General features: G+C 67.5%; 27 protein-coding genes and 1 riboswitch. Of the genes, 13 read left to right on the plus strand and 14 right to left on the minus strand.

Translation table 11 applies throughout. The annotated features are described in order from the left end of the window. Positions 1–2: 2 nt before the first annotated feature. Both ACWV14_RS04860 and ACWV14_RS04865 read left to right on the plus strand, forming a co-directional pair. Positions 3–779: an ABC transporter permease gene (locus tag ACWV14_RS04860; protein WP_454907824.1), complete on the plus strand. Its 777-nt coding sequence runs from the start codon at positions 3–5 to the stop codon at positions 777–779. A gap of 311 nt (positions 780–1,090) precedes the next feature. Continuing rightward, on the plus strand, positions 1,091–1,894 hold the full coding sequence (locus ACWV14_RS04865; protein WP_454906307.1) for an ABC transporter permease: 804 nt from the start codon (positions 1,091–1,093) through the stop codon (positions 1,892–1,894). A gap of 27 nt (positions 1,895–1,921) precedes the next feature. Here ACWV14_RS04865 and ACWV14_RS04870 read toward each other — a convergent pair whose 3' ends face one another. The 9 genes from ACWV14_RS04870 to ACWV14_RS04910 all read right to left on the minus strand — a co-directional run bounded on the left by ACWV14_RS04870 (position 1,922) and on the right by ACWV14_RS04910 (position 10,754). Beyond that, on the minus strand, positions 1,922–2,416 hold the full coding sequence (locus ACWV14_RS04870) for a hypothetical protein (RefSeq protein WP_454906305.1): 495 nt from the start codon (positions 2,414–2,416) through the stop codon (positions 1,922–1,924). A gap of 3 nt (positions 2,417–2,419) precedes the next feature. Then, positions 2,420–4,048, minus strand: coding sequence for a peptide chain release factor 3 (locus tag ACWV14_RS04875; RefSeq protein ID WP_081269679.1), 1,629 nt, complete (start codon positions 4,046–4,048; stop codon positions 2,420–2,422). A 98-nt stretch (positions 4,049–4,146) separates the two neighbouring features. Beyond that, entirely contained in the window at positions 4,147–4,761 is a 615-nt protein-coding gene (locus ACWV14_RS04880) for an N-acetyltransferase family protein (protein ID WP_454906303.1), read from the minus strand. Further along, positions 4,758–5,831: an alpha/beta fold hydrolase gene (locus tag ACWV14_RS04885; RefSeq protein ID WP_454906301.1), complete on the minus strand. Its 1,074-nt coding sequence runs from the start codon at positions 5,829–5,831 to the stop codon at positions 4,758–4,760. Before ACWV14_RS04885 ends, ACWV14_RS04880 begins: the two co-directional genes overlap by 4 nt. Next, a complete protein-coding gene (locus tag ACWV14_RS04890) occupies positions 5,828–6,241 on the minus strand; it encodes a hypothetical protein (protein ID WP_454906299.1) in 414 nt (137 codons plus the stop codon). The genes ACWV14_RS04885 and ACWV14_RS04890 overlap by 4 nt, the downstream gene beginning before the upstream one ends. A 28-nt stretch (positions 6,242–6,269) precedes the next feature. Next, the gene (locus ACWV14_RS04895) at positions 6,270–7,190 is read right to left on the minus strand and encodes an alpha/beta fold hydrolase (RefSeq protein WP_454906297.1); all 921 of its coding nucleotides are present in this window, start codon (positions 7,188–7,190) and stop codon (positions 6,270–6,272) included. A 20-nt stretch (positions 7,191–7,210) separates the two neighbouring features. Further along, positions 7,211–7,717, minus strand: coding sequence for a TIGR01841 family phasin (gene phaP, locus ACWV14_RS04900; RefSeq protein ID WP_422084887.1), 507 nt, complete (start codon positions 7,715–7,717; stop codon positions 7,211–7,213). Between the two features lie 132 nt (positions 7,718–7,849). Beyond that, a complete protein-coding gene (locus ACWV14_RS04905) occupies positions 7,850–8,494 on the minus strand; it encodes a hypothetical protein (protein WP_454906295.1) in 645 nt (214 codons plus the stop codon). Between the two features lie 142 nt (positions 8,495–8,636). Continuing rightward, complete coding sequence (locus ACWV14_RS04910; RefSeq protein WP_454906293.1) at positions 8,637–10,754, minus strand: hypothetical protein; 2,118 nt, start codon at positions 10,752–10,754, stop codon at positions 8,637–8,639. 192 nt (positions 10,755–10,946) lie between these two features. Beyond that, positions 10,947–11,016, plus strand: a riboswitch (S-adenosyl-L-homocysteine riboswitch). A 67-nt stretch (positions 11,017–11,083) separates the two neighbouring features. On the opposite strand from ACWV14_RS04910, the gene ahcY reads away from it, so the two are divergent. The 4 genes from ahcY to ACWV14_RS04930 all read left to right on the plus strand — a co-directional run bounded on the left by ahcY (position 11,084) and on the right by ACWV14_RS04930 (position 14,852). Further along, positions 11,084–12,523, plus strand: coding sequence for an adenosylhomocysteinase (gene ahcY / locus ACWV14_RS04915; protein WP_454906291.1), 1,440 nt, complete (start codon positions 11,084–11,086; stop codon positions 12,521–12,523). 10 nt (positions 12,524–12,533) lie between these two features. Continuing rightward, the gene (locus ACWV14_RS04920; protein ID WP_454906289.1) at positions 12,534–13,310 is read left to right on the plus strand and encodes a TlyA family RNA methyltransferase; all 777 of its coding nucleotides are present in this window, start codon (positions 12,534–12,536) and stop codon (positions 13,308–13,310) included. 10 nt (positions 13,311–13,320) lie between these two features. Further along, positions 13,321–14,145, plus strand: coding sequence for a methylenetetrahydrofolate reductase [NAD(P)H] (gene metF / locus ACWV14_RS04925; RefSeq protein ID WP_422084892.1), 825 nt, complete (start codon positions 13,321–13,323; stop codon positions 14,143–14,145). A 92-nt stretch (positions 14,146–14,237) separates the two neighbouring features. Next, positions 14,238–14,852 carry a septal ring lytic transglycosylase RlpA family protein gene (locus ACWV14_RS04930; protein ID WP_454907823.1) on the plus strand — a complete coding sequence of 205 codons (615 nt, stop codon included), beginning with the start codon at positions 14,238–14,240 and terminating at the stop codon, positions 14,850–14,852. A 10-nt stretch (positions 14,853–14,862) separates the two neighbouring features. Here the strand turns inward: ACWV14_RS04930 and ACWV14_RS04935 are convergent, their stop codons facing one another. Further along, positions 14,863–15,834, minus strand: coding sequence for a 23S rRNA (adenine(2030)-N(6))-methyltransferase RlmJ (locus tag ACWV14_RS04935; RefSeq protein ID WP_454906286.1), 972 nt, complete (start codon positions 15,832–15,834; stop codon positions 14,863–14,865). Between the two features lie 184 nt (positions 15,835–16,018). Between ACWV14_RS04935 and ACWV14_RS04940 the strand changes: the two genes are divergently transcribed. The 6 genes from ACWV14_RS04940 to mdtD all read left to right on the plus strand — a co-directional run bounded on the left by ACWV14_RS04940 (position 16,019) and on the right by mdtD (position 20,971). Continuing rightward, a complete protein-coding gene (locus ACWV14_RS04940) occupies positions 16,019–16,630 on the plus strand; it encodes a hypothetical protein (RefSeq protein ID WP_454912686.1) in 612 nt (203 codons plus the stop codon). Beyond that, positions 16,627–17,904: a S1C family serine protease gene (locus ACWV14_RS04945; RefSeq protein WP_454906282.1), complete on the plus strand. Its 1,278-nt coding sequence runs from the start codon at positions 16,627–16,629 to the stop codon at positions 17,902–17,904. The genes ACWV14_RS04940 and ACWV14_RS04945 overlap by 4 nt, the downstream gene beginning before the upstream one ends. Positions 17,905–18,078: 174 nt before the next feature. After that, a complete protein-coding gene (gene rplM, locus ACWV14_RS04950) occupies positions 18,079–18,510 on the plus strand; it encodes a 50S ribosomal protein L13 (protein WP_007827946.1) in 432 nt (143 codons plus the stop codon). A gap of 12 nt (positions 18,511–18,522) precedes the next feature. Next, entirely contained in the window at positions 18,523–18,915 is a 393-nt protein-coding gene (gene rpsI / locus ACWV14_RS04955) for a 30S ribosomal protein S9 (RefSeq protein WP_081269689.1), read from the plus strand. Between the two features lie 182 nt (positions 18,916–19,097). Next, positions 19,098–19,463: an iron-sulfur cluster insertion protein ErpA gene (erpA, locus tag ACWV14_RS04960; protein WP_007827949.1), complete on the plus strand. Its 366-nt coding sequence runs from the start codon at positions 19,098–19,100 to the stop codon at positions 19,461–19,463. 83 nt (positions 19,464–19,546) lie between these two features. After that, positions 19,547–20,971: a multidrug transporter subunit MdtD gene (gene mdtD / locus ACWV14_RS04965; protein WP_454906279.1), complete on the plus strand. Its 1,425-nt coding sequence runs from the start codon at positions 19,547–19,549 to the stop codon at positions 20,969–20,971. A gap of 13 nt (positions 20,972–20,984) precedes the next feature. On the opposite strand, the gene ACWV14_RS04970 is transcribed toward mdtD, so the two are convergent. Continuing rightward, the gene (locus ACWV14_RS04970) at positions 20,985–22,118 is read right to left on the minus strand and encodes an anhydro-N-acetylmuramic acid kinase (RefSeq protein ID WP_454906277.1); all 1,134 of its coding nucleotides are present in this window, start codon (positions 22,116–22,118) and stop codon (positions 20,985–20,987) included. A 39-nt stretch (positions 22,119–22,157) separates the two neighbouring features. Continuing rightward, entirely contained in the window at positions 22,158–23,504 is a 1,347-nt protein-coding gene (locus ACWV14_RS04975) for a peptidoglycan DD-metalloendopeptidase family protein (protein ID WP_454906275.1), read from the minus strand. Between the two features lie 183 nt (positions 23,505–23,687). Here ACWV14_RS04975 and tyrS point away from each other — a divergent pair, with 183 nt between their 5' ends. Continuing rightward, the gene (gene tyrS / locus ACWV14_RS04980) at positions 23,688–24,896 is read left to right on the plus strand and encodes a tyrosine--tRNA ligase (protein ID WP_454906273.1); all 1,209 of its coding nucleotides are present in this window, start codon (positions 23,688–23,690) and stop codon (positions 24,894–24,896) included. A gap of 6 nt (positions 24,897–24,902) precedes the next feature. Here the strand turns inward: tyrS and ACWV14_RS04985 are convergent, their stop codons facing one another. Both ACWV14_RS04985 and ACWV14_RS04990 read right to left on the minus strand, forming a co-directional pair. Beyond that, positions 24,903–25,526 (minus strand): OmpA family protein, encoded by a 624-nt coding sequence (locus ACWV14_RS04985; protein ID WP_454906271.1) that lies wholly within the window; start codon positions 25,524–25,526, stop codon positions 24,903–24,905. Continuing rightward, positions 25,523–25,984 (minus strand): FecR family protein, encoded by a 462-nt coding sequence (locus ACWV14_RS04990; protein WP_455240196.1) that lies wholly within the window; start codon positions 25,982–25,984, stop codon positions 25,523–25,525. The genes ACWV14_RS04985 and ACWV14_RS04990 overlap by 4 nt, the downstream gene beginning before the upstream one ends. Between the last annotated feature and the right edge of the window lie 52 nt (positions 25,985–26,036).

Here is a 26,036-nt window from a genome sequence, read left to right on the forward strand (position 1 = left end):
AGATGCTGCAGTACCGCACGGCCGCGCTCGCGGGTTTCGGCACGCAGTGCTGGTGGGGCGGCATCAAGGTGATGGTGCTGGCCGCCTTCTACAGCGGCTCGTCGATGGTGGGTACGCCGATGTCGTTGACGCAGGCGATCACCTACAGCTGGCTCTCGCAGGGCTTGCTGGTGCTGGTGCCGTGGCTCGGCGACCCTGAGGTGGCCCAGGCCGTGCGCACCGGCGCGGTGGCCTATGACCGCCTGAGGCCGGTCGATGCCTATGCGCTGTGGTTCGCGCGCAGCGCGGGCTGGATCGCGGCGCGCGTGTTGCCGCGCGTGGCGTTGATGGCGGCCTTCGCGGGCATCGCGCTGCCGCTGGTCGGACTGGGCGATTGGGCCTGGCAGCCGCCGGCGAGCTTTTCGGCGGCTGTCGCATTTCTCGCGTCCGCGGTGCTGGCGCTGCTGCTGTCCACGTCGATGGTCATGCTGCTCAACATCGCGGCGACCGCGGCGCTCAACGAGCGTGGCATCAACGCGCTGGCGGGGCCTGTGGTCATCGTGTTCTCTGGAAACCTGCTGCCGCTGGTGCTGTTGCCGGACGCATGGCAGACGGCGCTGCTGCTGCAGCCGTTCGCGGGTGTGGTCGACATTCCCGCGCGGATCTATTTCGGGTTGATGAGCGGCTGGCAGGCCATGGCTGGGTTGGGGCTGCAGTCGTTCTGGATCGTGGTGCTGGTCGTGTTCGGCCGCATGGCGATGCAGCGGACGATGCGGCGGCTGGAGGTGCAGGGTGGTTGAGTTCTTGGCTGTGTGTTCGATGCTTTCGTGGCGCGATCACGCCGCCTGGGTACTCTGCTCCGCGAATGTCCCCCGGCCTGCGGCCTCCTCCTTTATTTCGCTGCGCAGAGCACCCAGCCGGCGCGATCGTTCAGAGCACTGGTTGATCGGCGAGCACGACGGCAGCGTCCATTGTGCGCAGGGCGCCGGGTGGCTCCCGCAGCGAAATAAAGGAGGAGCCCGAAGGGCGGGGGACATTCGCGGAGGGAGCTACCCGGTGGCCTGCGCACGCACCCAGAACACACGCAAAGCAATTCGGAGCCACTGAACAAATGGGATCGCTCCGCCTCCTCATAAGGCTCATCGCAGCCTCCCTCAGCGGCCAGGCACGCTATCCAGCCTCCGCGCTGATGCTGACCACGGGACAGTTCCTCGGCACAGGCATCGAGGTCATCGCCGTCTGGGCACTGTTCCATCGCTTCGGTGAAGTGCAGGGCTGGCATCTCGGCGAAGTTGCGCTGTTCTACGGGCTCGTGAACTGCATGTTCGCCGTGGCCGACGCGCTGGGGCGCGGCTTCGACACGCTCGGCACCGAGTTCCTGCGCACTGGCGCCTTCGATCGTTTGCTGCTCCGCCCGCGCCCAGTGGCATTGCAACTGATGGGGCACGACTTCCGCATCAGCCGCGCGGGCCGCCTGCTGCAAGGCATTCTGGTGCTGGTGTTCGCGACGGTGCAGGCCAACATCTCGTGGACGCCGTCCGCCGTGGGCATCGCGCTGTTCGCACTGGCCGGAGGCGCGGCGCTGTTCCTCGGCATCCTGGTGCTGCAGGGCACGCTGTCGTTCTGGACCGTCGAAAGCCTGGAGATCGCCAACGTGCTGACCTACGGCGGCGTGCAGGCGGCGCAGTACCCGCTGGCGCTGTATGCGCAGTGGTTCCGGCGCGTGCTGACATTCATCGTGCCGCTGGCCTGCGTGGCGTACTACCCGGCGCTGGCGATCCTGGGCAAGCCCGATCCGCTCGGGGCGCCCGCGTGGATGGGGCTCGTGTCACCGCTCGCGGGCTTTGTGTTCCTCGCGGCGGCTTTCGGCGTGTGGCGCTTCGGGTTGCGCCACTATGCGTCGACCGGGAGCTGATCCGTCAGGAAGGGCGGGGCGCTCAGCTCACTGCTTCTTGGTAGCGGCGTTCTCGTCCCGATGCTTTGCAAGTAGCACGGGAATAACTTCGTAAAACGAGTAGATGGAGTCCTCGCTGCCGTTGGCCAGCTGCTTGGCTACCTTGCCAAAAGGATGCACGAAGAATCCGGTATCGCATTGGAGCGATCCACCCTGCATCCAGGTGCAGTTGTACTTTCTGCGGATCGCCTCTCCGAGGTAAGAGCCTAAGACCTGCGTGAGCCCTGCAGGATTCGTTACGCCGGTACGCGTTCTCTCAATGAATCCATCGAGCCATTTCACGGATTCCGGCGTGAAGTCGAAGTCAACGCCAGAAGTTGCGCCGATCCGATCCTGGACCAGTTTTGCATTGGCCTCGATAGCTGCAATTTGCGCGGCGAGCTGCCGGGGCTTCTCGCTGTCGCCGGCAGGGTCTTGCGCCCACGCAGTTGGCAAAGCTAGTGTCGCCGCCAGACAGAGACGCAGCAAGAATGTGCCCTGCATTTGCTAGCCCGCGCTCTGCAGCGCCAACCCCGCATGCTCGCGCAGCGGATGGAAGTGGATCTTCGGAAAGCGCTCCTGCGCCAGCCGCACGTCGTACGGCGACGTGCACAAGAAAGCCAGCGTGTCCGCCGCGTCCTTGGCCATGCGCTGCGGATAGGCGTTGACGAACTCGCGCAGCTCGGCCGGGGTGTCGGCGGTGATCCAGCGCGCGCCGGTGTACTGGCAGCCTTCGAGCCGCACGTCGGCGTCGTACTCGGCCTTCAGGCGATGCTGCACCACTTCGAACTGCAGCTGGCCGACGGCGCCCAGCAGCATCGGGCCGCCGATCTCTGGGCGGAACACCTGGATGGCGCCCTCTTCGCCGAGCTGGGCCAGGCCCTGCTGGAGCTGCTTGGTACGCAGCGGGTTCTTCAGGATCACGGTCATGAACAGCTCGGGCGCGAAGAAGGGCAGGCCGGTGAACTGCAGGCTCGCGCCGTCGGTGATGGTGTCTCCCAGCTGCACGCCGCCGTGGGTGGTGAAGCCCACGATGTCGCCCGCGTAGGCCTCTTCGACCGCCTCGCGGCGCTGGCTCATGAAGGTCACGACGCTGGTGGGGCGCAGTTCCTTGGCGGTGCGCTGCACCTTGAGCTTCATGCCGGGCGTGTACTTGCCAGAGGCCATGCGCACGAAGGCGATGCGGTCGCGGTGGTTGGCATCCATGTTGGCCTGCACCTTGAAGACCACGCCCGCGAAGTCCTTGTCCTCGGGCTGGATCTCTTTCACCACCGGCTGGCGGTTGACCATGGTGGTGCTGGTGCGCGACTGCGGCGAAGGCGCCAGGTCGACCAGCGCGTCGAGCACTTCCATCACGCCGAAGTTGTTCACGCCGGAGCCGAAGAACACGGGCGTCTGCTTGCCGGCCAGGAAGGCCTCGCGGTCCCAGGTGGGCGATGCGCCGGTGGCCAGTTCCATGCTTTCCATGGCGGTCTCGAAGTCGGCGCCGAAGCGCTTGGCGAGCGTGTCGCGCTCGCTCAGCGGAATGGTCTCGAAGTCTTGCGGCAGCCGCTCGCTGCCCGACTCGAACACCGTCATGGCCTGCGTGCGCAGGTTCATGATCCCGCGGAAAGTCTTGCCCTGGCCCACGGGCCAGGTCATGGGCACGCAGGGCATGCCGAGTTCGCGCTCCACCTCGTCCAGGATGTCCAGCGGCTCGCGCACTTCACGGTCCATCTTGTTGACGAAGGTGATGATGGGCGTGTCGCGCTGGCGGCAGACCTCGATCAGCCGCCGCGTCTGCGCTTCCACGCCGTTGGCCGCGTCGATCACCATCAGCGCCGAGTCGACGGCGGTGAGCACGCGGTAGGTGTCTTCCGAGAAGTCCTTGTGGCCGGGCGTGTCGAGCAGGTTGATGACGTGGTCGCGGTACAGCATCTGCATGACCGACGAGGCCACCGAGATGCCGCGCTGCTTTTCGATTTCCATCCAGTCGGAGGTGGCATGGCGCGAGGCCTTGCGCGCCTTCACCGAGCCGGCGATCTGGATCGCGCCCGAGAAAAGCAGCAGCTTTTCGGTCAGCGTGGTCTTGCCGGCGTCAGGGTGGGAAATGATCGCGAAGGTGCGACGGCGGCGGGTTTCGGCAACAAAAGACAAGATGGGCAATCGGGCAGGGGAATGCCGCGATTTTAGAAGGGCGGCGGTTTGCGCCCCGTCTGGCCCCGGCGAAGCACCCCCGCGGACGCCTGCTTCTCTCAGGCTCCGAGCGCTTCGTTCATCCCATACGCCCGCATCTGCGCCTCGAACCGCGCCACGTCGTGGCTCAGCACCACGAGGTCATGCGTCACGCCCTGCCAGTCCTTCACGTGCTTGCTCAGCAGCGCCTCGGGGCGAAAGCCCAGGGCCTGGAAGACGGCGATGGCGCTGCGCTGGTCGACGGTCATGCGGGCGACGAGTTTTTCCGCTCCGCGCTCGATGGCCAGCGCGCAGGCCTCCCGCGCGAGCCGCTGGCCCAGGCCGCTGCCGCGCTGCTCGGGCGCGGCCAGCACGCGCAGCTCGGCCACGTGGCTGGACCACGAGTGCGGATCGCGGATCACCGCTGCACAGCCGAGCACCGCGGCGTCGCGCACGGCGAGCACGCTGTCGATGTCGCCGCGCTCGATGGCACGGACCCAGGCGTTCATCACCTTGGGCTGGGTGATGTCGCGCGGCAAAAAGAGCAGGTCGTGCGCGGGCAGGGCGTGTGCGAAGGCCAGCACGGCGGGCGCGTCGTCCGCGGTCATCAGGCGCAGGACGATGTTGCCTTCGCTGCTCGTCACCGTGCGCGGATAGGTCCGCGAAAAAGAATCGGAAACGGCGGTGATGGTCATGTCGATCGCACTCCCAGCCAGTCGTCGAGTTTGGGCCAAAGCCTGCGCACCGCGTTGGGGCCGGCGGCAAGGCTGACGTGGCCGCCCTTGAGCACCACTTCTTCCTTGTCGGCCGAGCTGATGCCGGCAATGAGCGGCTGCCCCGCCTCGTACGGCACGATGTGGTCGTGCTGCGCGAGCGCATGCAGCACCGGCACCTTGATGTTCTCCAGCCGCACCTTGCGGCCGCCGAGCACCAGTTCGCCCTTGTGGAGCTTGTTGTCCCACATGAGCTCTTTCACGGTCTGGCGGAAGTATTCGCCGGCCAGCGGCAGCATCTCGGCGCCCCAGCGGTCGAACATGCGGTACGACTTGACGAACTCGTCGTTGTCCATGTTGTCCCACAGCTGCACCACGCCCGCGCCGCGGCCCGCGGGGCGCAGCATGTCGAAGGAGGCGAACAGCATCTCGGGCGGCACGTTGCCCACGGCGTCGATCAGCCGGTCGACGTCGAAGAAGCGGCGGTCCGACCATGCATGGAACAGCTTCATGCGGCTGAAGTCGACGGGCGTGGTGAAGAGCGCGAGGTTCTTCATAGGACCGTCGGGGTGCAGTGCCGCGTAGAGCGTGGAAAGCACGCCGCCCATGCAGTAGCCGGCGATGGTGACGTCTTCCTCGCCCGAGTCTTCCTGCACGCGGCGCACCGAATCGGGAATGAAGTCGAGCACGTAGTCCTCGATGCGCAGGCGCTTCTCGTCCGGGCGCGGCGCGTTCCAGTCCATCACGTAGACGTCGTAGCCCTTCAGCAGCAGGTACTCGACCATGCTCTGGCCCGGCGCCAGGTCGAAGATGTAGGCGCGGTTGGTGGTGGCCATGACCATGAGCACCGGCACGCGGTAGATCTCGTCGACCAGCGGGCGGTAGTGGTACAGGCTCAGCGTGCCGCGCCGGTGGATCTCGTCCTTCGGCGTCTGGCCGACGGCAGGTGCGGCCGAGGCGAGGAACTCGAGTCCCTTGATGTTGCGCTGGATCGCGCGCTCTATTTCGGCGCCGATGTCGGGCAGGGCGAGCGTCTCGGTGGTGGGCATCATGGGGCGCGCTTTCGGGCAGCGGCCTTCTTCGGGGGCGTGGGCGTGGCGGCCGGTGGTTGCCTTGTGCGGCGCGGCCGGGGCGTCGCGTCGGCCCGGGGCGGCGGGATCGGGCCCTGCGCGCCTTCGGTCGCGCGGGCGATGCGCGCCAGGTGGTCGTCGATGCGCTGCAGCTGATCGCCCAGCGCCTGGATGTCGGCGCGCGTCGGCAGGTTCAGCATGGTGAGGTAGCGCGCCATCAGGTCGCCCAGCGCCTTCTGCGCCGTGAGCGAGGCGTTCATGCCGCCGTGCATGCCCTGGCGGAACGGGTCCGAGGCCATGGTCTCGTTGGCGAACTCGTTGGTGCTTTTCTCCCACTGGGCCGTGAGTTCGCGCCACATGGCCATCGGGTCGAGCGGGGAGAACCTGGTCATTTGTGCGCTCCCTTGGTCGAGTGGATCGTCAGTCGTTCTGGTGGCGGGCCGTGTGCGCCGCGATGGCGTCGATGATCTGCGGCCACATTTCCATCGGCAGCGCATGGCCCATGCGCGGTATGCGCAGCAGGGAAGCGCCCGCAATCGCGTCGGCCACGTCGACCCCGCAGGCCACCGGCACCAGCGGGTCGGCGTCGCCGTGGATCACCAGCGTCGGCATGCGCACGTCGCGCAGCGCGGGCTTGCGGTTGCCCGACGCGAGGATGGCCGCGAGCTGGCGCGCCACGCCGGGCGGGTTGAGCCCGCGCAGGAAGACCAGCTGGGCGCGTTCCGCGTCGCGCGCCTCGTCGAGTGGAAAGGACGACGGCCCGCGCAGCACGCGCCACACCTTCGCGTGGTGCGCCATGTAGGCGTCGAAGGTGGTCGGCGCGGGCGAGAACAGCACCGCCATCGCTTCCGCCGTGGGCGGCGGCAGCGCCGGGTTGCCGGTGGTCGACATGATGCTGGTGAGCGAGCGCATCCGCCGCGGATAGTGAATGGCCAGCTCCTGCCCGATGGCGCCGCCCATCGAGGCGCCGACGATGTGCGCCCGCTCGATGCGCAGCGCGTCGAGCAGGGCGATGCAGTCGTCCGCCATGTCGCGCAGCGTGTAGGGCACCTGCAGCGGCTGGCCGGCCATGGCCTGCACCATCAGCGACTGGATGTCGGGCACGCCCAGGTACGACAGGTGCGTCGAATGGCCGATGTCGCGGTTGTCGAAGCGGATCACGCGGTGCCCGCCGGCCTCGGCAAGGCGGGCGCAGAAGGCGTCGTCCCACGCGACCATCTGGGCGCCGAGGCCCATGACCAGCAGCAGCGGCGGCGCGCCGGGGTCGCCGAAGCTGTTCCAGGCGATTTCGACGCCGTTGGCGGGCGTGCGCCGCTCGACGGGTGGCGATACGGTGGTCATGAGCCGGCCGGGCTTGCTACTTACTTGCGCTGCAGCATCTTCGTGACTTCATCCACGTTGGACTGGATGCGCTGGCGCACCAAGTCGAAGGCGTCGGCCTGCGACTTGGCGGCGAGGTTGGCCAGCTCCTTGATGTCGTCGATGGCGCGCTGGAACGACTGGCGCCCGAGCTCGTCGAGCCTGGCGAGGTTTTCCTTCGGATCCTTGCCCGGCATTTCCTTGGCGGCGGTCTGCCATTCGGTGATGGCGTGCTTGATCATCTCGGTCTGCCGCTGCACCACGGTCTGCAGGCCCTGGTAGGACTTCTCGTTTGCCTGCATCAGCGCCGCCAGGTCCTTGCGGCCGCTTTCCAGCAGCTTGCCGGCGCCACCGGTCAGGTTGAGGTTCTGCAGCCGGTCGGCCATGCCCTTCAGCGGATTGAGCATGTCCGCGGCAGTCGGTGCCGCCTTCTTCGCGCTGGCGGTGCTGTCGCTGCTGCTACTGCTGGCGGTGGTCTTCTTGGCGGCGGCTTTCTTGGCTGTGGCCATGGTGCGGAATCTCCTGTGACGGTGAACGGATGGATGGCGAGGACCGGCCGGACGGCAAAAGTCCATCGCCACGATACGCCGCACCGGCATGCCGCCGCGAAAAAAATGCCTGCGGGATTTCCCTTGGATGGCTTACATCGGCGGCGCGAAGCCGTTTCGGCCCGCGGTCACGCGCAGCGCCGTGGGCGTGCCGTTCTTTTCCTGCGCGTTCACCATCACCTTGGCGCCGGGCACCAGCAGCGCCTCGGTGCCGGGCCGGAACGTGACCACCGGCACGTTGGGCGGCACGATGACGGTCTTTTCGCCGCCCTTGTAGGTCAGCCGCATCTGCTGGCCGCCGCGCACGGACTTCGGCGCCGCGGCCAGGTCGGCGACGGTGGCGTTGGTCATGGTGCTCTCTGGCAGCAGGTCCCAGGGGCGGTGGCCTTCGCCGGTGCCGCGCGCGGCCTCGGGAAACACCACCACTTCGATCGCCTTCTGCGTGCCGTCGGCCTGCGGCATGGCGGCCGTGCCGACGAAGCTGCCGCGCTTGATGTCGGACAGCTTGATGCGATAGACCTCCGACACCGGCATGTCCGCCGGCCGCGCGAGCGAGACGACTTCGCCGCCGCGGTCCTGCACGACGAGCGTCTTCGCGTCGACGCGGACGATGGTGCCGCGGATGCGCACGGGGTCGGAGGTCTGGGCGGATGCGCCGGTCGGCAGCGCGGCGAAGCCCAGGCTGAGGATCGCGGCGGCGAGCAGCGCCCGGCGGTTGTGGGACAGGAAGATCGGCATGGGTGCTTTCGGCGGAGTGGGAGTCGGGGCAATGTACGCCGCGGCGCCGGAATCTGCTGGCGGCCGACTTAGGCCTGAATGAGCAAGGGCCGCATGCCGGTGTTGCGGCATGCGGCCCCGGGACGGGCGACGCGCTGGCGCGTCAGTCGATCAGGCCGATTTCAAGCGCGCCGCCGGTGGCCGGGCTGCGCGCGCCGACCATCGCGAACAGCTTGCTGCTCTGGCTCGAGAAATGGAAGGTCGAGTTGGGGAACCCCGCCGCGCGCATGTTGATCGGGCCGGCGACGCCCATGGAGCCCAGCGTGGCGTTCAGCGTGCCCGCCGTGCCGTCGGGAAGCACACGGGTGCGCGCATAGCTCGATGCGTCGACGGCCGTGCTGCCCCAGCCGCCGTTGGCGGCGCCGCCGCGCGCGGTGACCGTGGGCCAGGCCGCGCGTTCGGGCAGGCCGATGCGGAACACCGACGTGGTGGGCGTCGAGGGCACGATGCCGGCGGAGAGGTAGATGTTCTCGTTGCCCACCCTTGCGATCGCGAAGCTGCCGTGGTCCGACGGATTCGCCACGTTCACGATGTTCCAGGTGTCGACGGTGGCGCCGGGCGACACCGTGTAGGTCAGCAGCGTTGCCGAGGGGCAGGTGTCGATGCGGTAGATCGTGGCGTTGTTGCACAGGTAGAGCGTGGTGCCGCTGTTGGCAACCTGGATCTGCGTGATCGACGAATCGCCGGTGGTCGCCGTCAGGTTGATGCCCAGCCGGTTGTAGACGCCGTCGAGCGCTGCCTGCGTCTTCACCAGCGCGCGCGATGCCACGAAGGGCCGCACGCCGTAGCTCGCCGGCGTGACCTGCGCAACCGCGAACGGGAACGATCCGACCACCGTGTCCGCGGCCAGCCGGAAGCGCGCCGTGTTCACCGGGCTCGTGATGCGGCTGCTGTCGAACACGAAGCTGCCGGCCTCGGCCGTGTCTTCGGCGAAGCTGCCCGAGGCGACGGTGCCGGTTTCGTCGGTCATCTCGTAGCGCTTGCTGTCGAGGTTCAGCGCCAGCGTCTGCCGCGTGCCGTTGGTGGCGTAGACCTTGTAGCGGCCGTTGCGCGCATCGGGCGCCGCGCCGGTGTCGATCAGGTTGAGCTGCAGGTAGCCCTGCGTGTTCGGGTTGCGCGCGCCGACGAGCACCGAGAGCAGGCCGTTCTGCATGGCGAAGTACTTGCTCGTGCCGCTGCCGTTGACGAGCCGGATGCCTTCGGGCTGCTGCGCAAACGTGCCGCCCACCGGCATCGTCAGGCTGCCGTAGGTGCCGTCCGTGCCGGTGGACGTGCGCACCGAGTTCGCGGTGTCGATCAGGTTGCTGCCCCAGCTGCCCGTGGTCGACGCGCCGACACCGCGGGTGGTGGGCCAGCTGGAGGACTCGGGCAGGGCGATGCGCATGAACTGCATGGCCGGCGCCAGGTTGACGCCCCCGGCGAGATAGACGTTCTGGCCGCCGATTCGCGCCATGCGGAAGTTGGCGACGTCGCTGCTGTTGGTGACGTTGGTGCCGACCCAGGTGTCGTCGGCGCCGGCCGCTACCGCATAGGTGCGCTTCGAGGCTGCCGGGCAGAGATCGATCTTGTAGATGATCGCGTCGTTGCACATCTCCAGCACCGTGCCGCTGCCCGAGAGGCGCATGGCCAGCAACGTCGAGTCCTGCGCGCCGCCGGGGCTGCGCGTCACGCTGAAGCGGTTGTAGGTGCCGTCCAGCAGCGCCGCGGTGTTGACGAAGTCGCGCGCCGCCACGAAAGGCTGCGCGGCGTAGGCCGCGGGGCTCGAGTACGCCGTCTGGAACGGGAACGCGCCGACGACCACGTCCGCCGCCACGCGAAAGCGCGCCGTGTTGGCGGCCGTGGTGATGCGGCTGCTGGCGAAGACGTAGGTGCCGGGCTCGGTGAAGTCTTCGGCGAAGGTGCCGGACTCGGCCGCGCCGAGGTTGTCCGTCATCGTGTAGCTGCCGGCGTCGAAGTCGAGCGCCAGCTGCTGCTGGGTGCCGTTGGATGCATAGACGCGGTAGGTGCCGCTGCGCGCGTCGGCGCCGGCCAGTGCGGCCTTGCTTGCCCTGGCCGCCGGCGCGGACTCGGGCGCTGCCGCCGGGGCCTGCGCCTGCTGCCCGGCATCCAGGCCCGCCAGCGGCAGGCCGCCGCCCGCGCCGCCACCACTGCTGCCTCCGCCCCCGCAGGCCGCCAGCAAGGCGGCCAGTCCACAACCCGCGAGATATCTCGTCATCCTCATGTTGAGCCCTCTTCTTTGTCTGATGGGCCCGGCAGCGAGCCGGCTGGCTACTGAACCGAACCTGAGCAAATCGTAAAAAGAGGGGGCTTTAACGTTGAGGCTGGCAAATGTCAGCCGAAGACGGCAGAAGATGGTCGAAATTGGTGCAAATCCCCGAGGTTGGCGCGGCCGCTCGCCCCGTCTACAATGCCCCGTCCCGAGGAGCGTTGCAGCGCCGCCAGGCGTGAGGCTCGGATCCACATCGCAACCACGCTCACCCGCTGTTCTCGCGGTGAGTCCTTTTCCCCGAACGCAGTGGCATCTTTCAAACCAGTTTTGTTGGAGTTCTCATGAGCGCTGTTCTCAAGCCCACCCCCGTTTCGACCGCCGACCAGGCGATCGCCGACCTGTCCCTCGCTGCCTGGGGCCGCAAGGAAATCCGCATCGCGGAAACCGAAATGCCCGGCCTGATGGCCATCCGCGAAGAGTTCTCGAAGGCGCAGCCGCTGAAGGGCGCGCGCATCACGGGCTCGCTGCACATGACCATCCAGACGGCCGTGCTGATCGAGACGCTGCAGGCCCTGGGCGCCGAAGTGCGCTGGGCCTCGTGCAACATCTTCTCGACGCAGGACCACGCCGCCGCCGCCATCGCCGAAAAGGGCACGCCGGTGTTCGCCATCAAGGGCGAGTCGCTGAAGGACTACTGGGACTACACCCACGCCATCTTCGACTTCGGCCCCAAGGGCTCGAAGGGCGAAGGCCCGAACATGATCCTGGACGACGGCGGCGACGCCACGCTGCTGATGCACCTGGGCCAGCGTGCCGAGAAGGACCAGAGCGTGCTGGCCAACCCGACCAGCGAAGAAGAGCGCATCCTGTATGCAGCCATCAAGGCCAAGCTGGCCGTCGATTCGACCTGGTACACCCGCAAGTCCGCCGAAATCATCGGCGTGACCGAGGAAACGACCACCGGCGTGCACCGCCTGAACGAAATGTCGGCCAAGGGCACGCTGCTGTTCCGCGCCATCAACGTGAACGACTCGGTCACCAAGAGCAAGTTCGACAACCTGTACGGCTGCCGCGAGTCCCTGGTGGACGGCATCAAGCGCGCGACCGACGTGATGATCGCCGGCAAGGTGGCTTGCGTGGCCGGCTACGGCGACGTGGGCAAGGGCTCGGCACAGGCGCTGCGCGCGCTGTCGGCGCAAGTGTGGGTCACCGAGATCGACCCGATCAACGCCCTGCAGGCCGCGATGGAAGGCTACAAGGTCGTGACGATGGAGTACGCAGCCGACAAGGCCGACATCTTCGTGACGACCACGGGTAACAAGGACGTGATCACGCACGACACCATGGTCAAGATGAAGGACCAGGCCATCGTCTGCAACATCGGCCACTTCGACAACGAGATCGACGTCGCTTCGATCGAGAAGTACGAGTGGGAAGAAATCAAGCCGCAGGTCGACCACATCACCTTCCCGGACGGCAAGAAGATCATCCTGCTGGCCAAGGGCCGCCTCGTGAACCTGGGCTGCGGCACGGGCCACCCGAGCTTCGTGATGTCGTCGTCGTTCGCGAACCAGACCATCGCCCAGATCGAGCTGTTCACCAAGCCCGACGCCTACGAGGCCGGCAAGGTCTACGTGCTGCCCAAGCACCTCGACGAGAAGGTCGCGCGCCTGCACCTGAAGAAGGTCGGCGCCATGCTCACCGAGCTGACCGACGCGCAGGCCGCCTACATCGGCGTGAGCAAGAACGGTCCGTACAAGCCGGACACGTACCGCTACTGATCGACAGCGCATGCGCGCCGATCAACTGTTGGTGGAGCGCGGCCTGGCCGCGTCGCGTTCGCAGGCCGTGCGGCTCATCGCCGGCGGCATGCGCTGGCGCGACGCGGGCACGAGCGACGCGTGGCGCAACGTCGCCAAGAACAAGGACGAAGTGCCCGAGTCGGCCGAGCTCGAGCTGGTCGACGCGGCCGAGGCGCGCTATGTGTCGCGCGGCGGCCTCAAGCTCGAAGGCGCGCTGGCCGCGAGCGGTGTCGATCCGGCCGGCAAGCTGTGCCTCGACGTGGGCCAGTCGACCGGCGGCTTCACGGACTGCCTGCTGCAGCGCGGCGCCACGAAAGTGGTGGGTGTCGACGTCGGCCACGGGCAGCTGCATGCGAAGCTGCGCGAGGACGAGCGCGTGGTGCCCATCGAGGGTGTCAATGCGCGCGCGCTGTCGCCCGACGACCTCGGGGAAGAAGGCGAGTCGCGCTTCGACCTGATCGTGGGCGACCTGTCGTTCATCTCGCTCACGCTGGTGCTGCCGGCGGTGGTCGAGTTCCTGGCGGACGACGGCCGCCTGCTGATGCTGGTCAAGCCGCAGTTCGAACTGCAGCCGGGCCAGGTCGGCAAGGGCGGCATCGTGCGCGACGAAGCCATGTATGCGGTGGTCGAGAAGCGCCTGCGCGACGCCTGCGAGGCCCTCGGCCTGCGCGTGCTGCAGTGGTTCGACAGCCCGATCGCCGGCGGCGACGGCAACCGCGAGTTTTTCATTCACGCCGTGCGCGCTGTTCACGCGAACGGCTCCTAAGGAGACGCAGGTGCGCCTTCCGCTGAGTTTCGAATTCTTCCCGACCAAGACGCCCGAAGGCGCGGTCAAGCTGCGCGCCGTGCGCCAGCAGCTGTATGCGCGCAAGCCGCAGTTCTGCTCGGTCACCTACGGCGCGGGCGGTTCCACGCACCAGGGCACCTTCGGTGCGGTGCAGGAGATCCTGTCCGAGGGCGTGGACGCGGCGAGCCACTTCTCGTGCATCGGCGCCACGCGCGCCACGGTGCGCGAGCAGCTCGCCGAGCTCAAGGCCATGGGCGTCAAGCGCCTGGTGGCGCTGCGCGGCGACCTGCCGAGCGGCTACGGCATCGGCGGCGAGTTCCAGTATGCGAGCGACCTGGTCGCCTTCATCCGCGAGGAGACCGGCCGCGACTTCCACATCGAGGTGGCCTGCTACCCCGAGATCCATCCGCAGGCCCGCTCGCCCGAAGCCGACCTGCAGGCCTTCGCCGCCAAGGTGAAGGCGGGCGCCGATTCGGCGATCACGCAGTACTTCTTCAGCCCCGATGCGTACTTCCGCTTCGTCGACGACGCGCGCAGGCTGGGGCTCGACACGCCCATCGTGCCGGGCATCATGCCGATCACCAGCTCGACGCAGCTCATGCGCTTCTCGGATGCCTGCGGCGCCGAGATCCCGCGCTGGATCCGCCTGCGCCTGCAGGGCTTCGGCGACGACACGGCGTCGATCAAATCGTTCGGCCTCGACGTGGTCACGGACCTGTGCGCGCGACTGGCCGAGGGCGGCGCGCCGGCGATGCACTTCTACACGATGAACCAGTCGACCGCGACGCTGGCTCTGCTGGAGCGCCTCGATTGAGAGGGCGCGCGGCCGGAGCGACGGCAGCGTCGCTGCGAGGGGCGCTGCACGCGGCCCTCGTGGCCGCGACCTGCGCCCTCGTGGGCTGCGCCATGCCGCCCGCCACCGATGCCGAAGGCGGCGGCAGCCTGAAACCCCTGCCGCAGGCGCTGGCGGTGCCGCCCGGTGCCGCGGCGCGTTCGAGCGTGCCCTCGGTGCGCTATGACCTGGCCGTGTCCGGCACGGGCGAACTGACACCGGATGACGGCGTGCCCGGCGACGACGGCCCGCGAGACATCTTCGAGCGCGGTGGCGCCTCCTGGTACGGCATCCAGTTCCACCAGCGCAAGACGGCCAGCGGCGAACGCTTCGACATGACCGCCATGACGGCCGCCCACAAGACACTGCCCTTCAACACGCGCGTGTGCGTGCGCAGCCTCGTCAACGGCAGCGAGGTGCTGGTGCGCATCAACGATCGCGGCCCCTATGCGATGGGCCGCGTGATCGACCTGAGCCGCGCCGCGGCCGACCGCATCGGCCTGACCGGCCTGGGCATCAAGCAGGTGGCGCTGACCGTGGTGGACCACGACGGCATGCGCTGCGGCGGCTTGCCGGTGGAGCCGGGCGACGCGCAGGCACCCGTGGCGTCGGCCGAGCCGCAGCAGCGTGCCAAGGTGCAGGTACCGGCACGGCGCAAGGTGATCGTGCCTCAGCGCCGTCGCAAGTAACGGGAAAGGGCTAGCCGCCCGATTCGAGCGAGAAGGTGGCGTTGCGGTCCTGCCCCAGGCGTTGCGCCAGTTGCGGCAGCGCTTCCGCGAGCAGCGGCTTCAGCGTGTAGGGCGGATTGATCAGGAACATGCCGCTGGCCGGCAGGCCCGGGCGCTGCGTTTCGCCCGATGCGGCGTCTTTCGTGATCTTGCTCGACTTGACCGTCAGCGTGGCGTGCAGCCACGACTTTCCGGCCTTGGTCGCCATCGTCTTGAGGCGGCGCGGCAGGTCGTGCGCCTCGGGGCGTGGAATGATCGGATACCAGATCGCGTAGGTGCCCGTGGCAAAGCGCTTGAGCGCCTCGGCCGCGAAGTCGAGCACGCGGCCGTAGTCGGTCTTCATTTCATAGCTCGGGTCCATCAGCACCAGCGCGCGGCGCGAGGGCGGCGGCAGGAACTTGGTGGCGCTGCCGAAACCGTCTTCGAGCAGCACCGCGATCTGGCGGCCGGCTTCGAGCTGCGCGATGTTGGCGCTCAGCGTTCGGGAGTCGGTGGGGTGCAGTTCGAACAGCTTGAGCTTGTCGTGGTCGCGCAGCAGGTGCTGGATGATGAAAGGCGAGCCCGGGTAGACGCGCGCGCCGCCCTTGGGGTTGAAGTCGTTGATCACGCCGAGGTAGCGGGCGATGGCATCTGCCAGCGGGGCTTCGGCGTCGGGTGCCGCCTTCTTTGCGGCGGACTTCGCCGCGGGGGCGGGTGCTGCTGCGGTGGTGGGCGCGGCGGACTCTTTCTTGCCGGAAAGAAGGCGCAGGATGCCTTCGGCTGCTTCGCCGCTGGTGCCGGCGTAGTCGCCGTCTAGGCGGTAGAGGCCGGCGCCGGCGTGGGTGTCGACGACTGTGAGAGCTGCGTCTTTTTCGAGCAGGTGGTCGAGCGTGGCAATCAGCACCGTGTGCTTGAGCACGTCGGCGTGGTTGCCGGCATGGAAGGCGTGGCGGTAACTGAACATGGGAATGGGCCTGAAAAAAGTGGATGGACGACGCTAGACTCTCGCGCCGAAACATCGATTTACAAAAAAGAGGGCGTCGCAGATGCGAGGAGCTGGATGGCGATTTTGGGGCCTGTGCGTCTGCACGGGTGTTCTGTCTATTCTGACGGGCTGCGCGTCGGTGACGCACGGCACCACGCAGAACGTGAAAATCGAGACCATGACGTCGACGGGCAAGGTGGTCGACGGCGCGAAATGCCTGGTCACCAACGACCGCAACGACTCGGTCATGCGCTCCGGCGACACGGTGCCGATCAGGCGCTCGGGCGCCAATCTCAACATCGAATGCAGCCAGCCCGGCTTCGCACCGGCCAACGGACAGGCCGTGTCGCGCGCCAACGTGGGCATGGCGGGGAACATCCTGATCGGCGGCTTGATCGGCGCGGCGGTCGATGCTGGCACGGCGGCGGGCTACAACTATCCGAGCTGGATCCAGCTGATTTTCGGCGAAGTGCGAAGCATCGACCGCAGCGCCCAGACGGGCGAGGGGCCGACGGCCGGTATCCGGATCGGCACGACGGAGATGGCCGCGGCACCGCCCGCAGCGCCCAAGGCCGTGGCAGTGAAGCCACCCGAGGAGGCACGTCCGGCGCCCCCGGTGCCTGCGCCGGAGCCGCCGCCTGTCAAGGTGGTGGCGCCTGCGGCTCCGGTGGCCCCGCCGCCGAGCCAGGCCCTGGCGCCGCCTGCGCCCCAGCCCAAGGCCGGAACACGGGTTTCGATGGACGACCTGAGCGGCTTGCTGCCGACCAAGCCGTGAGCGGGCCGGTGAAGGCCTTGCCGCTGCGCGCGGCATCCGCGTTCCTGGGGCTGGCCCTGGCGGCGGGCGCGGCCGCCGCGCTGGAGCCGGAGGTGCTTTTCAGCAAGGTGTCGGGCAGCGTCTGGGCGGTTCGCACCTTCGACGCGCAGGAGCGGCCCCTGCGCGCGGGCAGCGCGGTGGTGATCGCGCCCGGGCGCCTCGTCACCAACTGCCATGTGCTGGCCAAGGCGAGCAGCTTCGTCATCAAGCAGGACAACGTCACCTACGGGGCGACGCTGGAGTTTCCGGACCCGGTGCGCGACCTGTGCCAGATCAAGGTGGCCAATTTCACGGTGCCTCCGGTGGTGCTGGCGCCTGCGGGCAGCGCGCGCGTGGGACAGCGGGTGTACGCCATCGGCAACCCGCGCGGGCTGGAGAACACGCTCAGCGAGGGCATCCTCTCTGGCCTGCGCGGTGGTGGCGGCGGTGGCGAACCGGAAGCGCGGCTGCTGCAGACCACCGCGGCCATCTCGCCCGGCTCGAGCGGCGGCGGCCTGTTCGACAGCGAAGGGCGGCTGCTCGGCATCACCACCTTTGCCGCGCGCGACGGCGGCAGCCTCAATTTCGCGATGCCGGTCGAGTTCCTGGCGGAATTGCCGGGGCGAGCGAAGGCGATGCTGGAGGCCCGGGCCAGGGAGCCCGCCGGGTCTTCGCTCCGAAGGGTGCCTGGCGTCGAAGTGCCGTTGAACGAGCCGCTGCGCCCCGGAGACGCCCTCGAGTACGTGCGGATCGACAAGCTGACGGGTAACCGGTCGCCGGTGATCTATCGCCTGGACAAGGTCAACGGCGACGAGCTGTCTTTCAACATGGGAGGGCGCGTCGAGAAGATCGGCGGCGAAGTGGTGTCGGTCGCTTCACCGGCTGGCGGCATGTTCGATACCTCGTCACCTCCCGGGGGCTGGGTCCGGAAAGACATGCAGCCCGGCATGCGCTGGCACCTCGACTACATCGCCGCAAGCGGGGACAGGCTGCGGCACGAACTGGATGCAACGGTCGGCGGCGAGCGTCCGTTCCGGGTGGCGGGCGTGGAGCTCAACGTGCTGCGCGTCGCTTACGAGGGATGGATCTATGCCCCCTCCTACGGCACGAGCCCCTCCCTCGTCGGCACGCGTTTCGTGGGCTCCGCTCTCTACAGCCCTGAACTGGGGCGCATCGTCAGGTTCGAAAGCGAACACCGGCGCGGCAATTCCAGTGCAACCAACGAGGCCCTGGAACTGGTCCGCATCCAGCGCTGAACCGGCCCGAACTCCGGAAATTGGCCATTTCGCCATTTCTTCATATAATCGCGGGCTTCGCAGCGTTTTTGCAGCCCCGCGGCGAAGTTTCAAATCCCACCTAAGAGATTCCCGTCAGAGGAACGCCGACCGTGGAAAAGGGCTCGCCAAACCCTCTTTTCAAGAGAAAAACTCATGACCAAAACGTTCAGCGCCAAGCCCGCTGACGTGACGCACGAGTGGTTTGTGATTGACGCGACCGACAAGGTCCTCGGACGAGTAGCCAGCGAAGTTGCTCTCCGTTTGCGCGGCAAACACAAGGCCATTTACACGCCTCACGTCGATACCGGTGACTTCATCGTCATCATCAACGCCGCGCAACTGCGCGTCACCGGCGCCAAGTCGATCGACAAGGTGTACTACCGTCACTCGGGCTACCCGGGCGGTATCACGGCGACGAACTTCCGCGACATGCAGAACAAGCATCCGGGCCGCGCCCTGGAAAAGGCTGTCAAGGGCATGCTGCCCAAGGGCCCGCTCGGTTACGCAATGATCAAGAAACTCAAGGTGTACGGTGGCGCTGAGCACCCGCATACCGCCCAACAGCCCAAAGTGCTGGAACTGTAAGGAGCCTTGAGAATGATTGGTGAATGGAACAATGGCACCGGCCGTCGCAAATCCAGCGTCGCCCGTGTGTTTCTGAAAAAGGGCACCGGCAAGATCACGGTCAACGGCAAGGACATCCAAGCGTTCTTCGGCCGCGAAACCTCGATCATGATCGCGAAGCAACCCCTCGTGCTGACCAACAACCTCGAAGCTTTCGACGTGATGGTCAACGTGAACGGCGGCGGCGAATCGGGTCAAGCTGGCGCCACGCGCCACGGCATCACCCGTGCCCTGATCGACTACGACGCGAGCCTGAAGCCCGTCCTGAGCCAAGCCGGCTTCGTGACGCGCGATGCACGTGAAGTCGAGCGTAAGAAGGTCGGTCTGCACTCCGCCCGTCGTCGCAAGCAGTTCAGCAAGCGCTGATCCTGTTCGCTTCGAACAAAAAGCCGCCTCCGGGCGGCTTTTTCGTTGCGACGCCTTGGCGCATTGCCGTCCGACCCCACTTGCGTAGGGGTGCACGCCACAGTCCGCCTGCCGAAAATGCGGCATTGCAGTAGCATTCGTTCCATTGGCCGCCTGTTCGGCCCCCCAGGAGTTATCACCCCATGAGCGCCGTAGCCGAAAACATCCAGACCCAGATGCCCGAGCCGATCGTCTTCACCGACAGTGCGGCAGCCAAGGTGGCCGACCTGATCGCCGAAGAAGGCAACCCCGACCTGAAACTGCGCGTGTTCGTGCAAGGTGGCGGTTGCTCCGGCTTCCAGTACGGCTTCACCTTCGACGAGATCACCAACGAAGACGACACCACCATGACCAAGAACGGTGTGTCCCTGCTGATCGACGCCATGAGCTACCAGTACCTGGTCGGCGCCGAGATCGACTACAAGGAAGACCTGCAAGGCGCCCAGTTCGTGATCAAGAACCCGAACGCCACCAGCACCTGTGGCTGCGGATCGAGCTTCTCGGCCTGATGCCCGGATGCCGCTGACCAAGCCCTCCCCAAAAAGCCGCCTCCGGGCGGCTTTTTCGTTCCTGCTTCTTTTTCCTCGTACCCATGACTTCAGAGGCTGAAACCACCGTCCAACCCGTTCGCAAGAGCCTGCTGTGGCTCGTCGCCGTCGGCTTCTTCATGCAGACGCTCGACGCCACCATCATCAACACGGCGCTGCCGGCAATGGCGGCCAGCCTCGGCGAGAGCCCGCTGCGCATGCAGTCGGTGGTGGTGGCCTATGCGCTGACCATGGCGATGCTGATCCCGGCCTCGGGCTGGATCGCCGACCGCTTCGGCACGCGGCGCATCTTCTTCTCGGCCATCGTGCTGTTCGCGCTCGGCTCGGTGCTGTGTGCGCTGTCGCACAGCCTGGGGCAGCTGGTGGCCGCGCGCGTGGTGCAGGGGCTCGGCGGGGCGCTGCTGCTGCCCGTGGGGCGGCTGTCGCTGCTGCGCACGGTGCCGCGCGGGGAGTTCCTCCAGGCAATGAGTTTCGTGGCCATCCCGGGGCTCATAGGGCCCTTGCTGGGCCCCACGCTGGGCGGGTGGCTGGTGCAGTACGCCTCCTGGCACTGGATTTTCCTGATCAACGTGCCCGTGGGGCTGGCCGGCTGCATCGCCACGCTCAAGTACATGCCCGATCTTCGCGGCGTGGTGCAGAAGCGCTTCGACAGCGTCGGCTACGCCCTGCTGGCCTTCGGCATGGTGGCGATCTCGCTTTCGCTCGACGGCGTGGGACTGCGCCAGGGCGGCGTGATGGTCGTGCTGATCTTCGGCTTTGCCAGCATCGCCGCTTACTGGCTGCGCGCCTCGCGCACGCCCGAGCCGTTGTTCGCGCCCTCGCTCTTCCATGTGCCGACGCTCAGCATCGGGCTGATCGGCAATCTGTTCTCGCGGCTCGGCAGCAGTTGCATGCCCTTCCTGGTGCCGCTGCTGCTGCAGGTGTCGATGGGCTATTCGCCGGTGCGCGCCGGGCTGATGATGCTGCCGATCGCGCTGGCCGGCATGGCCATGAAGCGCTTCGCCACGCCGCTGATCACGCGCCACGGTTACCGCCGGGTGCTGGTGGTCAACACCGCCCTCGTGGGCTGCACCATGGCCAGCTTCGGCCTCACGGCGCCGGGCCAGCCGATGGTGCTGCACGTGCTGCAGCTGCTGGCTTTCGGCGCGGTCAATTCGCTTCAGTTCACTGCCATGAACACCATCACGCTGAAGGATCTGGATGGCAGCATGGCCAGCAGCGGCAACAGCCTGCTGTCGATGGTGCAGATGCTGGCCATGAGCATGGGCGTGGCCGCCGCCGGGGCGGTGCTGGCTGGTTACAACGGCATCTTCGGCACCGAGACAGCCGCCCACACGCTGGATGCCTTCCAGGCGACGTTCGCGACCATGGGGCTGATCACCGTGGCGTCCGCTCTTATCTTCTGGCACCTGCCGGCAGAAGTGCGCGCGGTGCATCCCGCTCAGCCGGAGGTGTCCGGCCAGGGCTGACGGACGCCCGTTGTCAGGCGGGGTAGGCGGGGTAGATGGCGCCCAGCACCCGCGCCCCGCGCGCGCCGGTCACGCTGGCAAGGTTCCCGGGCTCGCGCCGAACGGTGGCACGGGCCAGCCAGGCAAAGGCCGCGGCCTCGACCTGCTGGGGCGGCAGGCCGTGTTCGGTCGACGCTTCCACGCTGACGCCGGGCAGCAGCGCACGCAGGCGGCCCAGCAGATGGCCGTTCAGCGCGCCGCCGCCACAGACGATCAGCAACCTGGCGTCCTTTCCATGGCTGCGCAGGTCGGCCGCGCAGGCGCTCGCGGTCAGCTCGGCCAGCGTCGCCTGCACGTCGGCGGGCGGCACGGCCGTGGTGCCTAGTTGCGCGGCCAGCCAGTCCGGATTGAACAGGTCGCGTCCCGTGCTCTTGGGCGGTGCCTTGCCGAAGTAGGGATCGGCCAGCAGTTGCGCGAGCAGGCCGGGCAGCATCTGCCCGCTGGCGGCCCACTGTCCGTCGCGGTCGAAGGGCTGGCCTTGGTGCGCCTGGCACCAATGGTCCATCAGCCCGTTGCCGGGGCCGCAGTCGAAGCCGAGCACGATCGCGCCTTCGGGTGCATCGGCGGGCGGCAGCAGACTCAGGTTCGAGATGCCGCCGATGTTCAGCACCGCGACCGGCTCGCCGGCGCGGGCGAACAGCGCGCGGTGAAAGGCCGGCACCAGTGGCGCACCCTGGCCGCCGGCAGCGAGGTCGCGGCTGCGGAAGTCGCCGACCACGTCGATGCCCGTCAGCTCGGCCAGCAGCGAGGGGTTGTTGATCTGGAGTGTGTAGCCGACCTCGTCGAACTCCAGCGGCCGGTGGCGCACCGTCTGTCCGTGCGCGCCGATGGCGGTGACGGCGCTGGCGTTTGTGCCACTGTCCGCCAGCAGTTGCCGGACCACGCCGGCATAGGCTCTTGCAAGCCCGTTGCCGGCCAGTGCCGCGCGGTGCAGTTCGTTGTCGCCGGGAGTATTGAGTGCGAGCAACTCGGCGCGCAGTGCCACGGGGAAGCCGGCCGTGGCGTAGGACCGCACCGCGATGCGGCCGCCTGAAAGATCGGCGAGCACGCCGTCGACGCCGTCGAGCGATGTGCCCGACATCAGGCCGATGAAGAGTTCGGCGGCCATCCTGTAGTCAGGTCAAGAAAGAAGGGCCGCCGCGCGTGCTCAGTCCGCGCTGGCCTGGATGACGGAGAAGGCTGCCGCCAGTTCGGTGCGGGCACCGACGGCGATGCGTTCGAAGGCCGGGCGCATGGCCGCGGTGATCGGTGCGCCGCCTTCCTGCGCGATGGACGTCGGGTTCTGGTAGACCCCGCCCACGCGGAATTCGAAGTGCAGGTGCGGGCCGGTGGCCCAGCCGGTCATGCCCACGGCGCCGATCGTCTGGCCCTGGCTCACGCTCTGGCCGGCCTTGACGTCGATGCGGCTCAGGTGGGCGTACGCCGTCTGCTGGTTGTTGCGGTGATTGATGATGACGATGTTGCCGTAGCCGTTCTGCGTGCCCGCGAAATCGACCGTGCCGTCGCCGACCGTGCGCACCGAGGTGCCCGTGGGCGCCGCGTAGTCGATGCCGTTGTGCTGGCGCCAGCTGTTCAGGATCGGGTGCATGCGCATCGCGAAACCGCTGGACACGCGCGAGAACTCGACCGGCGTCGCCAGGTAGGCCTTGCGCAGGCTGTCGCCGTTCGGGCGGTAGTAGCTGCCCTTCTGGCCCGCGCCCGGGGGCTGGAACCACACGGCCTGATGGATCTTGCCGTTGTTCTCGAACTCGGCCGAGAGCACGCGGCCGCTGCGCAGCGCCTGGCCATCGGCTTCCAGGGTCTCGTAGACCACGGCGAAGCGGTCGCCCTTGCGCAGGTTTCGCACGTCGACGTCGCCCGCGAAGATGTCGGCCAGCTGGCTCGCCACCGCGTCGGGGATGCGCGAGTCGTCGGTGGCTGCGAACAGCGAGGTGCGGATGGTGCCGCTCGCCAGGCGCGTGCCTGCGGTGAGGGCGTCGCGCTCGGTCACGCCGGCAAAGCCGGTTGGCGTGCGTTCGATGACGTAGCGCTTGAAGCCGCCGTCGCCGTCCGGAATCCAGCGGGCGCTGAGCTTCTTGAGCTGGTTTTCCTGCGTGGCCTCGGCCGTCACGGTGCGGCCGGCGCGCGAGAACAGCGCGTTGCGGGCCTCGACGTTGCCGCGCACGAAGGCGGTGGCGGCGGGGTCGGAAATGCCCAGGCGCTTCAGCAGCGCCTCGGCCGTGTCGCTCGAGCGGGTGACGTCGGTGCGGAACAGCGTGAAGCTGAAGCTTTCCAGTGCTTCGCTCTGGTCGGCCACGGAAACAGGTGCCGTGGCTTCCAGGATCTGGCGCACGGGGAGGTCGGATGCATCCGGGCCGAGCGATGCCACCGCGAGGGTGCCGGCGCTCAGCAAGGCAGCCGCGATGACTGCGGTGATCTGCTTGGGGTACGTCCGGAATGTGTAAGCCACGCGGGAAGCAAGGAGCTCCTCGGCGGCAAGAATGCCGTTGATCAAACTTGAATTCCAGCTCAGGTTCTGCAAATCCGTGCTGCAAGGCCCAGTACGTTCAGGGCGGCAGGAGACGGTGCGGAAAAAAGCGCCGCTTAGAATCCGGCGCTTGAAAAGTCGGGCTGAGTATAGCTTCGGCACCCCAAAAGTCAGCCAAAAAAGCCCGTAAAGGCCGAATCTGTTACATCCATGAGCCTCTCAAATAGTGTAGGACGCGCGCTCGAAATCTCCCTCCGGGGCGCTGACGAACTGCTGCCGCAGGACGAATGGGTGCGCAAGCTGCAGCGCTCCGAAGCCACCGGGACGCCGCTGCGCATCAAGCTCGGCCTGGACCCGACCGCGCCGGACATCCACATCGGCCACACGGTGGTGCTCAACAAGATGCGCCAGCTGCAAGACCTGGGCCACCGGGTGATCTTCCTGATCGGCGACTTCACCAGCACCATCGGCGACCCCTCCGGCCGGAACAACACCCGCCCGCCGCTCACCCGCGAGCAGATCGAGGTCAACGCCCAGACTTATTACAAGCAGGCCAGCCTGGTGCTGGACCCCGAGAAGACCGAGATTCGATACAACTCCGAGTGGAGCGACCCGCTGGGCGCCCGCGGCATGATCCAGCTGGCCGCCAAGTACACGGTCGCCCGCATGATGGAGCGCGACGACTTCAACAAGCGCTTCAAGGCTGGCCAGTCGATTTCGGTGCACGAATTCCTCTACCCGCTGATGCAGGGCTACGACTCGGTCGCGCTCAAGAGCGACCTCGAACTGGGCGGCACCGACCAGAAGTTCAACCTGCTCGTCGGCCGCCACCTCCAGCAGGAATACGGCCAGGAGCCGCAGTGCATACTGACTATGCCGCTGCTGGAAGGCCTCGACGGCGTCGAGAAGATGTCGAAGAGCAAGAACAACTACATCGGCATCAGCGAAGACGCCAACACCATGTTCGCCAAGGTGCTGTCGATTTCCGACGACCTGATGTGGCGCTGGTACACGCTGCTGAGCTTCCAGTCGCTCGAGCAGATCGCGGCGCTGAAGGCCGAGATCGAAGGCGGCCGCAATCCCAAGGACGCCAAGGTTGCGCTGGCCAAGGAAATCACCGCGCGCTTCCACAGCGCGGCGGCGGCCGAGGCGGCCGAGCAGGATTTCATCAACCGCAGCAAGGGCGGCGTGCCGGACGAGATTCCCGAAGTGGCATTGAGCGGCGCCCCGCTGGGCATCGCCCAGGTGCTCAAGCAGGCCAACCTGGCGCCGTCGACTTCGGAGGGCAACCGCCTGATCGACGGCGGCGGCGTGCGGATCGACTCCGCCGTGGTCAGCGACAAGGCGCTGAAGCTGCCCGCGGGCAGCTACGTGGTGCAGGTCGGCAAGCGCAAGTTCGCGCGCGTGACGCTGAGCTGACCGGCCCTAGCGGACTTCGATGGTGACGCGCCGGTTGCGCGGCTCGTCCACGTCGTCCGCGGTCTGCACCGCCAGTTCGCGCTCGCCGCGCCCGACAGCCTCGATGCGGCTCGACGGGAACTGGCGCTCCACCAGCAGCTGAACCACTTCCTGCGCGCGCCGGCGCGAGAGTTGGTCGTTCTGCTCGATCGTGCCCTTGGTGTCGGTGTGGCCGGTGACGACGACGTCGCTGCCGCTGCGCGCCTGCGCTTCGGCCAGCGCCTCCGACAAGGTCAGCTGCGAAGACGCCGTGAGCGTGGTGCCGCCGAGTTCGAAGTACACCGTGTAGCGCTTCGGCGGCGGCGGGCGCATTTCGAACAGCTGCCTGTTTTCCGCCTGCACCTTGGCAGCGTCGGCCTGGTCGACGACCGGGGCGCCGCTGGCGCCCACCGCTGCGGTGGCGCGCTGGTAGGGCTTGGACAGGACTTCTTCACCGTCCTTGACGCGCACAACCACGGCTGAAGGCTTGCCGTCGTCCTGCGGCAGCAGCACCACGCGTGTGCCGGGGGTCGAACATGCAACGAGGGACAGCGCCGTCAGCGCGGCCATGCCGAGACCGAGGGTGGGGAGAAAGGCAAAACGGTTTTTCATGGCCGGCCGTCTGCTTGAACGATGAAATCGGTGCCACGGATGCCGATGGTGGCGGTCTGGGTCTCGACCCGCACTGCGTCGGGGTTGGTCTTGCCGATCAGGCCCGTGATCATGCGCATCGAGCCGCGCAGCAGCGACAGCAGCATGCCGCCTTCGTGCGTGGTGCCGTCGAAATGGAATTCCTTCAGGTCGAGCCGTGAAGCGGGGCCGACCACCAGCGTGGTGTCGTCGCGCATCACCACGGAGGCCGAAGAATCGGGCCCGGTGACGATGCGGTCCACCGCGCCCAGCGCATCGCCGGGCTTGGCGTTGCGAACGGCACCGCCCGCATCGAGCAGTTGAACGCTGCCGCGCACGGACTTCACGAAGCCCGCCTTCGGTTCGGCGGCGGGCGTCTGGGCCATCGCGGCCGAGCCCACAATGGCGAGGCCGCACAAGGCGATCACGATTTTTTTCATCATCCTGACTTTTCTGCGAGAGATTGTTTCGCAATGGTCACAAATATTAAGG

Source organism: Variovorax durovernensis (assembly GCF_977011995.1).

Bases quoted from the DNA above. Each gene is read 5' to 3' on its own strand.
- ACWV14_RS04860 (WP_454907824.1), top strand. From the start codon at position 3: ATGCTGCAGTACCGCACGGCCGCGCTCGCGGGTTTCGGCACGCAGTGC.
- ACWV14_RS04865 (WP_454906307.1), top strand. From the start codon at position 1,091: ATGGGATCGCTCCGCCTCCTCATAAGGCTCATCGCAGCCTCCCTCAGC.
- ACWV14_RS04870 (WP_454906305.1), bottom strand. From the start codon at position 2,416: ATGCAGGGCACATTCTTGCTGCGTCTCTGTCTGGCGGCGACACTAGCT.
- ACWV14_RS04880 (WP_454906303.1), bottom strand. From the start codon at position 4,761: ATGACCATCACCGCCGTTTCCGATTCTTTTTCGCGGACCTATCCGCGC.
- ACWV14_RS04885 (WP_454906301.1), bottom strand. From the start codon at position 5,831: ATGATGCCCACCACCGAGACGCTCGCCCTGCCCGACATCGGCGCCGAA.
- ACWV14_RS04890 (WP_454906299.1), bottom strand. From the start codon at position 6,241: ATGACCAGGTTCTCCCCGCTCGACCCGATGGCCATGTGGCGCGAACTC.
- ACWV14_RS04895 (WP_454906297.1), bottom strand. From the start codon at position 7,190: ATGACCACCGTATCGCCACCCGTCGAGCGGCGCACGCCCGCCAACGGC.
- phaP (WP_422084887.1), bottom strand. From the start codon at position 7,717: ATGGCCACAGCCAAGAAAGCCGCCGCCAAGAAGACCACCGCCAGCAGT.
- ACWV14_RS04905 (WP_454906295.1), bottom strand. From the start codon at position 8,494: ATGCCGATCTTCCTGTCCCACAACCGCCGGGCGCTGCTCGCCGCCGCG.
- ACWV14_RS04910 (WP_454906293.1), bottom strand. From the start codon at position 10,754: ATGAGGATGACGAGATATCTCGCGGGTTGTGGACTGGCCGCCTTGCTG.
- ahcY (WP_454906291.1), top strand. From the start codon at position 11,084: ATGAGCGCTGTTCTCAAGCCCACCCCCGTTTCGACCGCCGACCAGGCG.
- ACWV14_RS04920 (WP_454906289.1), top strand. From the start codon at position 12,534: ATGCGCGCCGATCAACTGTTGGTGGAGCGCGGCCTGGCCGCGTCGCGT.
- ACWV14_RS04930 (WP_454907823.1), top strand. From the start codon at position 14,238: ATGCCGCCCGCCACCGATGCCGAAGGCGGCGGCAGCCTGAAACCCCTG.
- ACWV14_RS04935 (WP_454906286.1), bottom strand. From the start codon at position 15,834: ATGTTCAGTTACCGCCACGCCTTCCATGCCGGCAACCACGCCGACGTG.
- rplM (WP_007827946.1), top strand. From the start codon at position 18,079: ATGACCAAAACGTTCAGCGCCAAGCCCGCTGACGTGACGCACGAGTGG.
- rpsI (WP_081269689.1), top strand. From the start codon at position 18,523: ATGATTGGTGAATGGAACAATGGCACCGGCCGTCGCAAATCCAGCGTC.
- erpA (WP_007827949.1), top strand. From the start codon at position 19,098: ATGAGCGCCGTAGCCGAAAACATCCAGACCCAGATGCCCGAGCCGATC.
- mdtD (WP_454906279.1), top strand. From the start codon at position 19,547: ATGACTTCAGAGGCTGAAACCACCGTCCAACCCGTTCGCAAGAGCCTG.
- ACWV14_RS04970 (WP_454906277.1), bottom strand. From the start codon at position 22,118: ATGGCCGCCGAACTCTTCATCGGCCTGATGTCGGGCACATCGCTCGAC.
- tyrS (WP_454906273.1), top strand. From the start codon at position 23,688: ATGAGCCTCTCAAATAGTGTAGGACGCGCGCTCGAAATCTCCCTCCGG.
- ACWV14_RS04985 (WP_454906271.1), bottom strand. From the start codon at position 25,526: ATGAAAAACCGTTTTGCCTTTCTCCCCACCCTCGGTCTCGGCATGGCC.
- ACWV14_RS04990 (WP_455240196.1), bottom strand. From the start codon at position 25,984: ATGAAAAAAATCGTGATCGCCTTGTGCGGCCTCGCCATTGTGGGCTCG.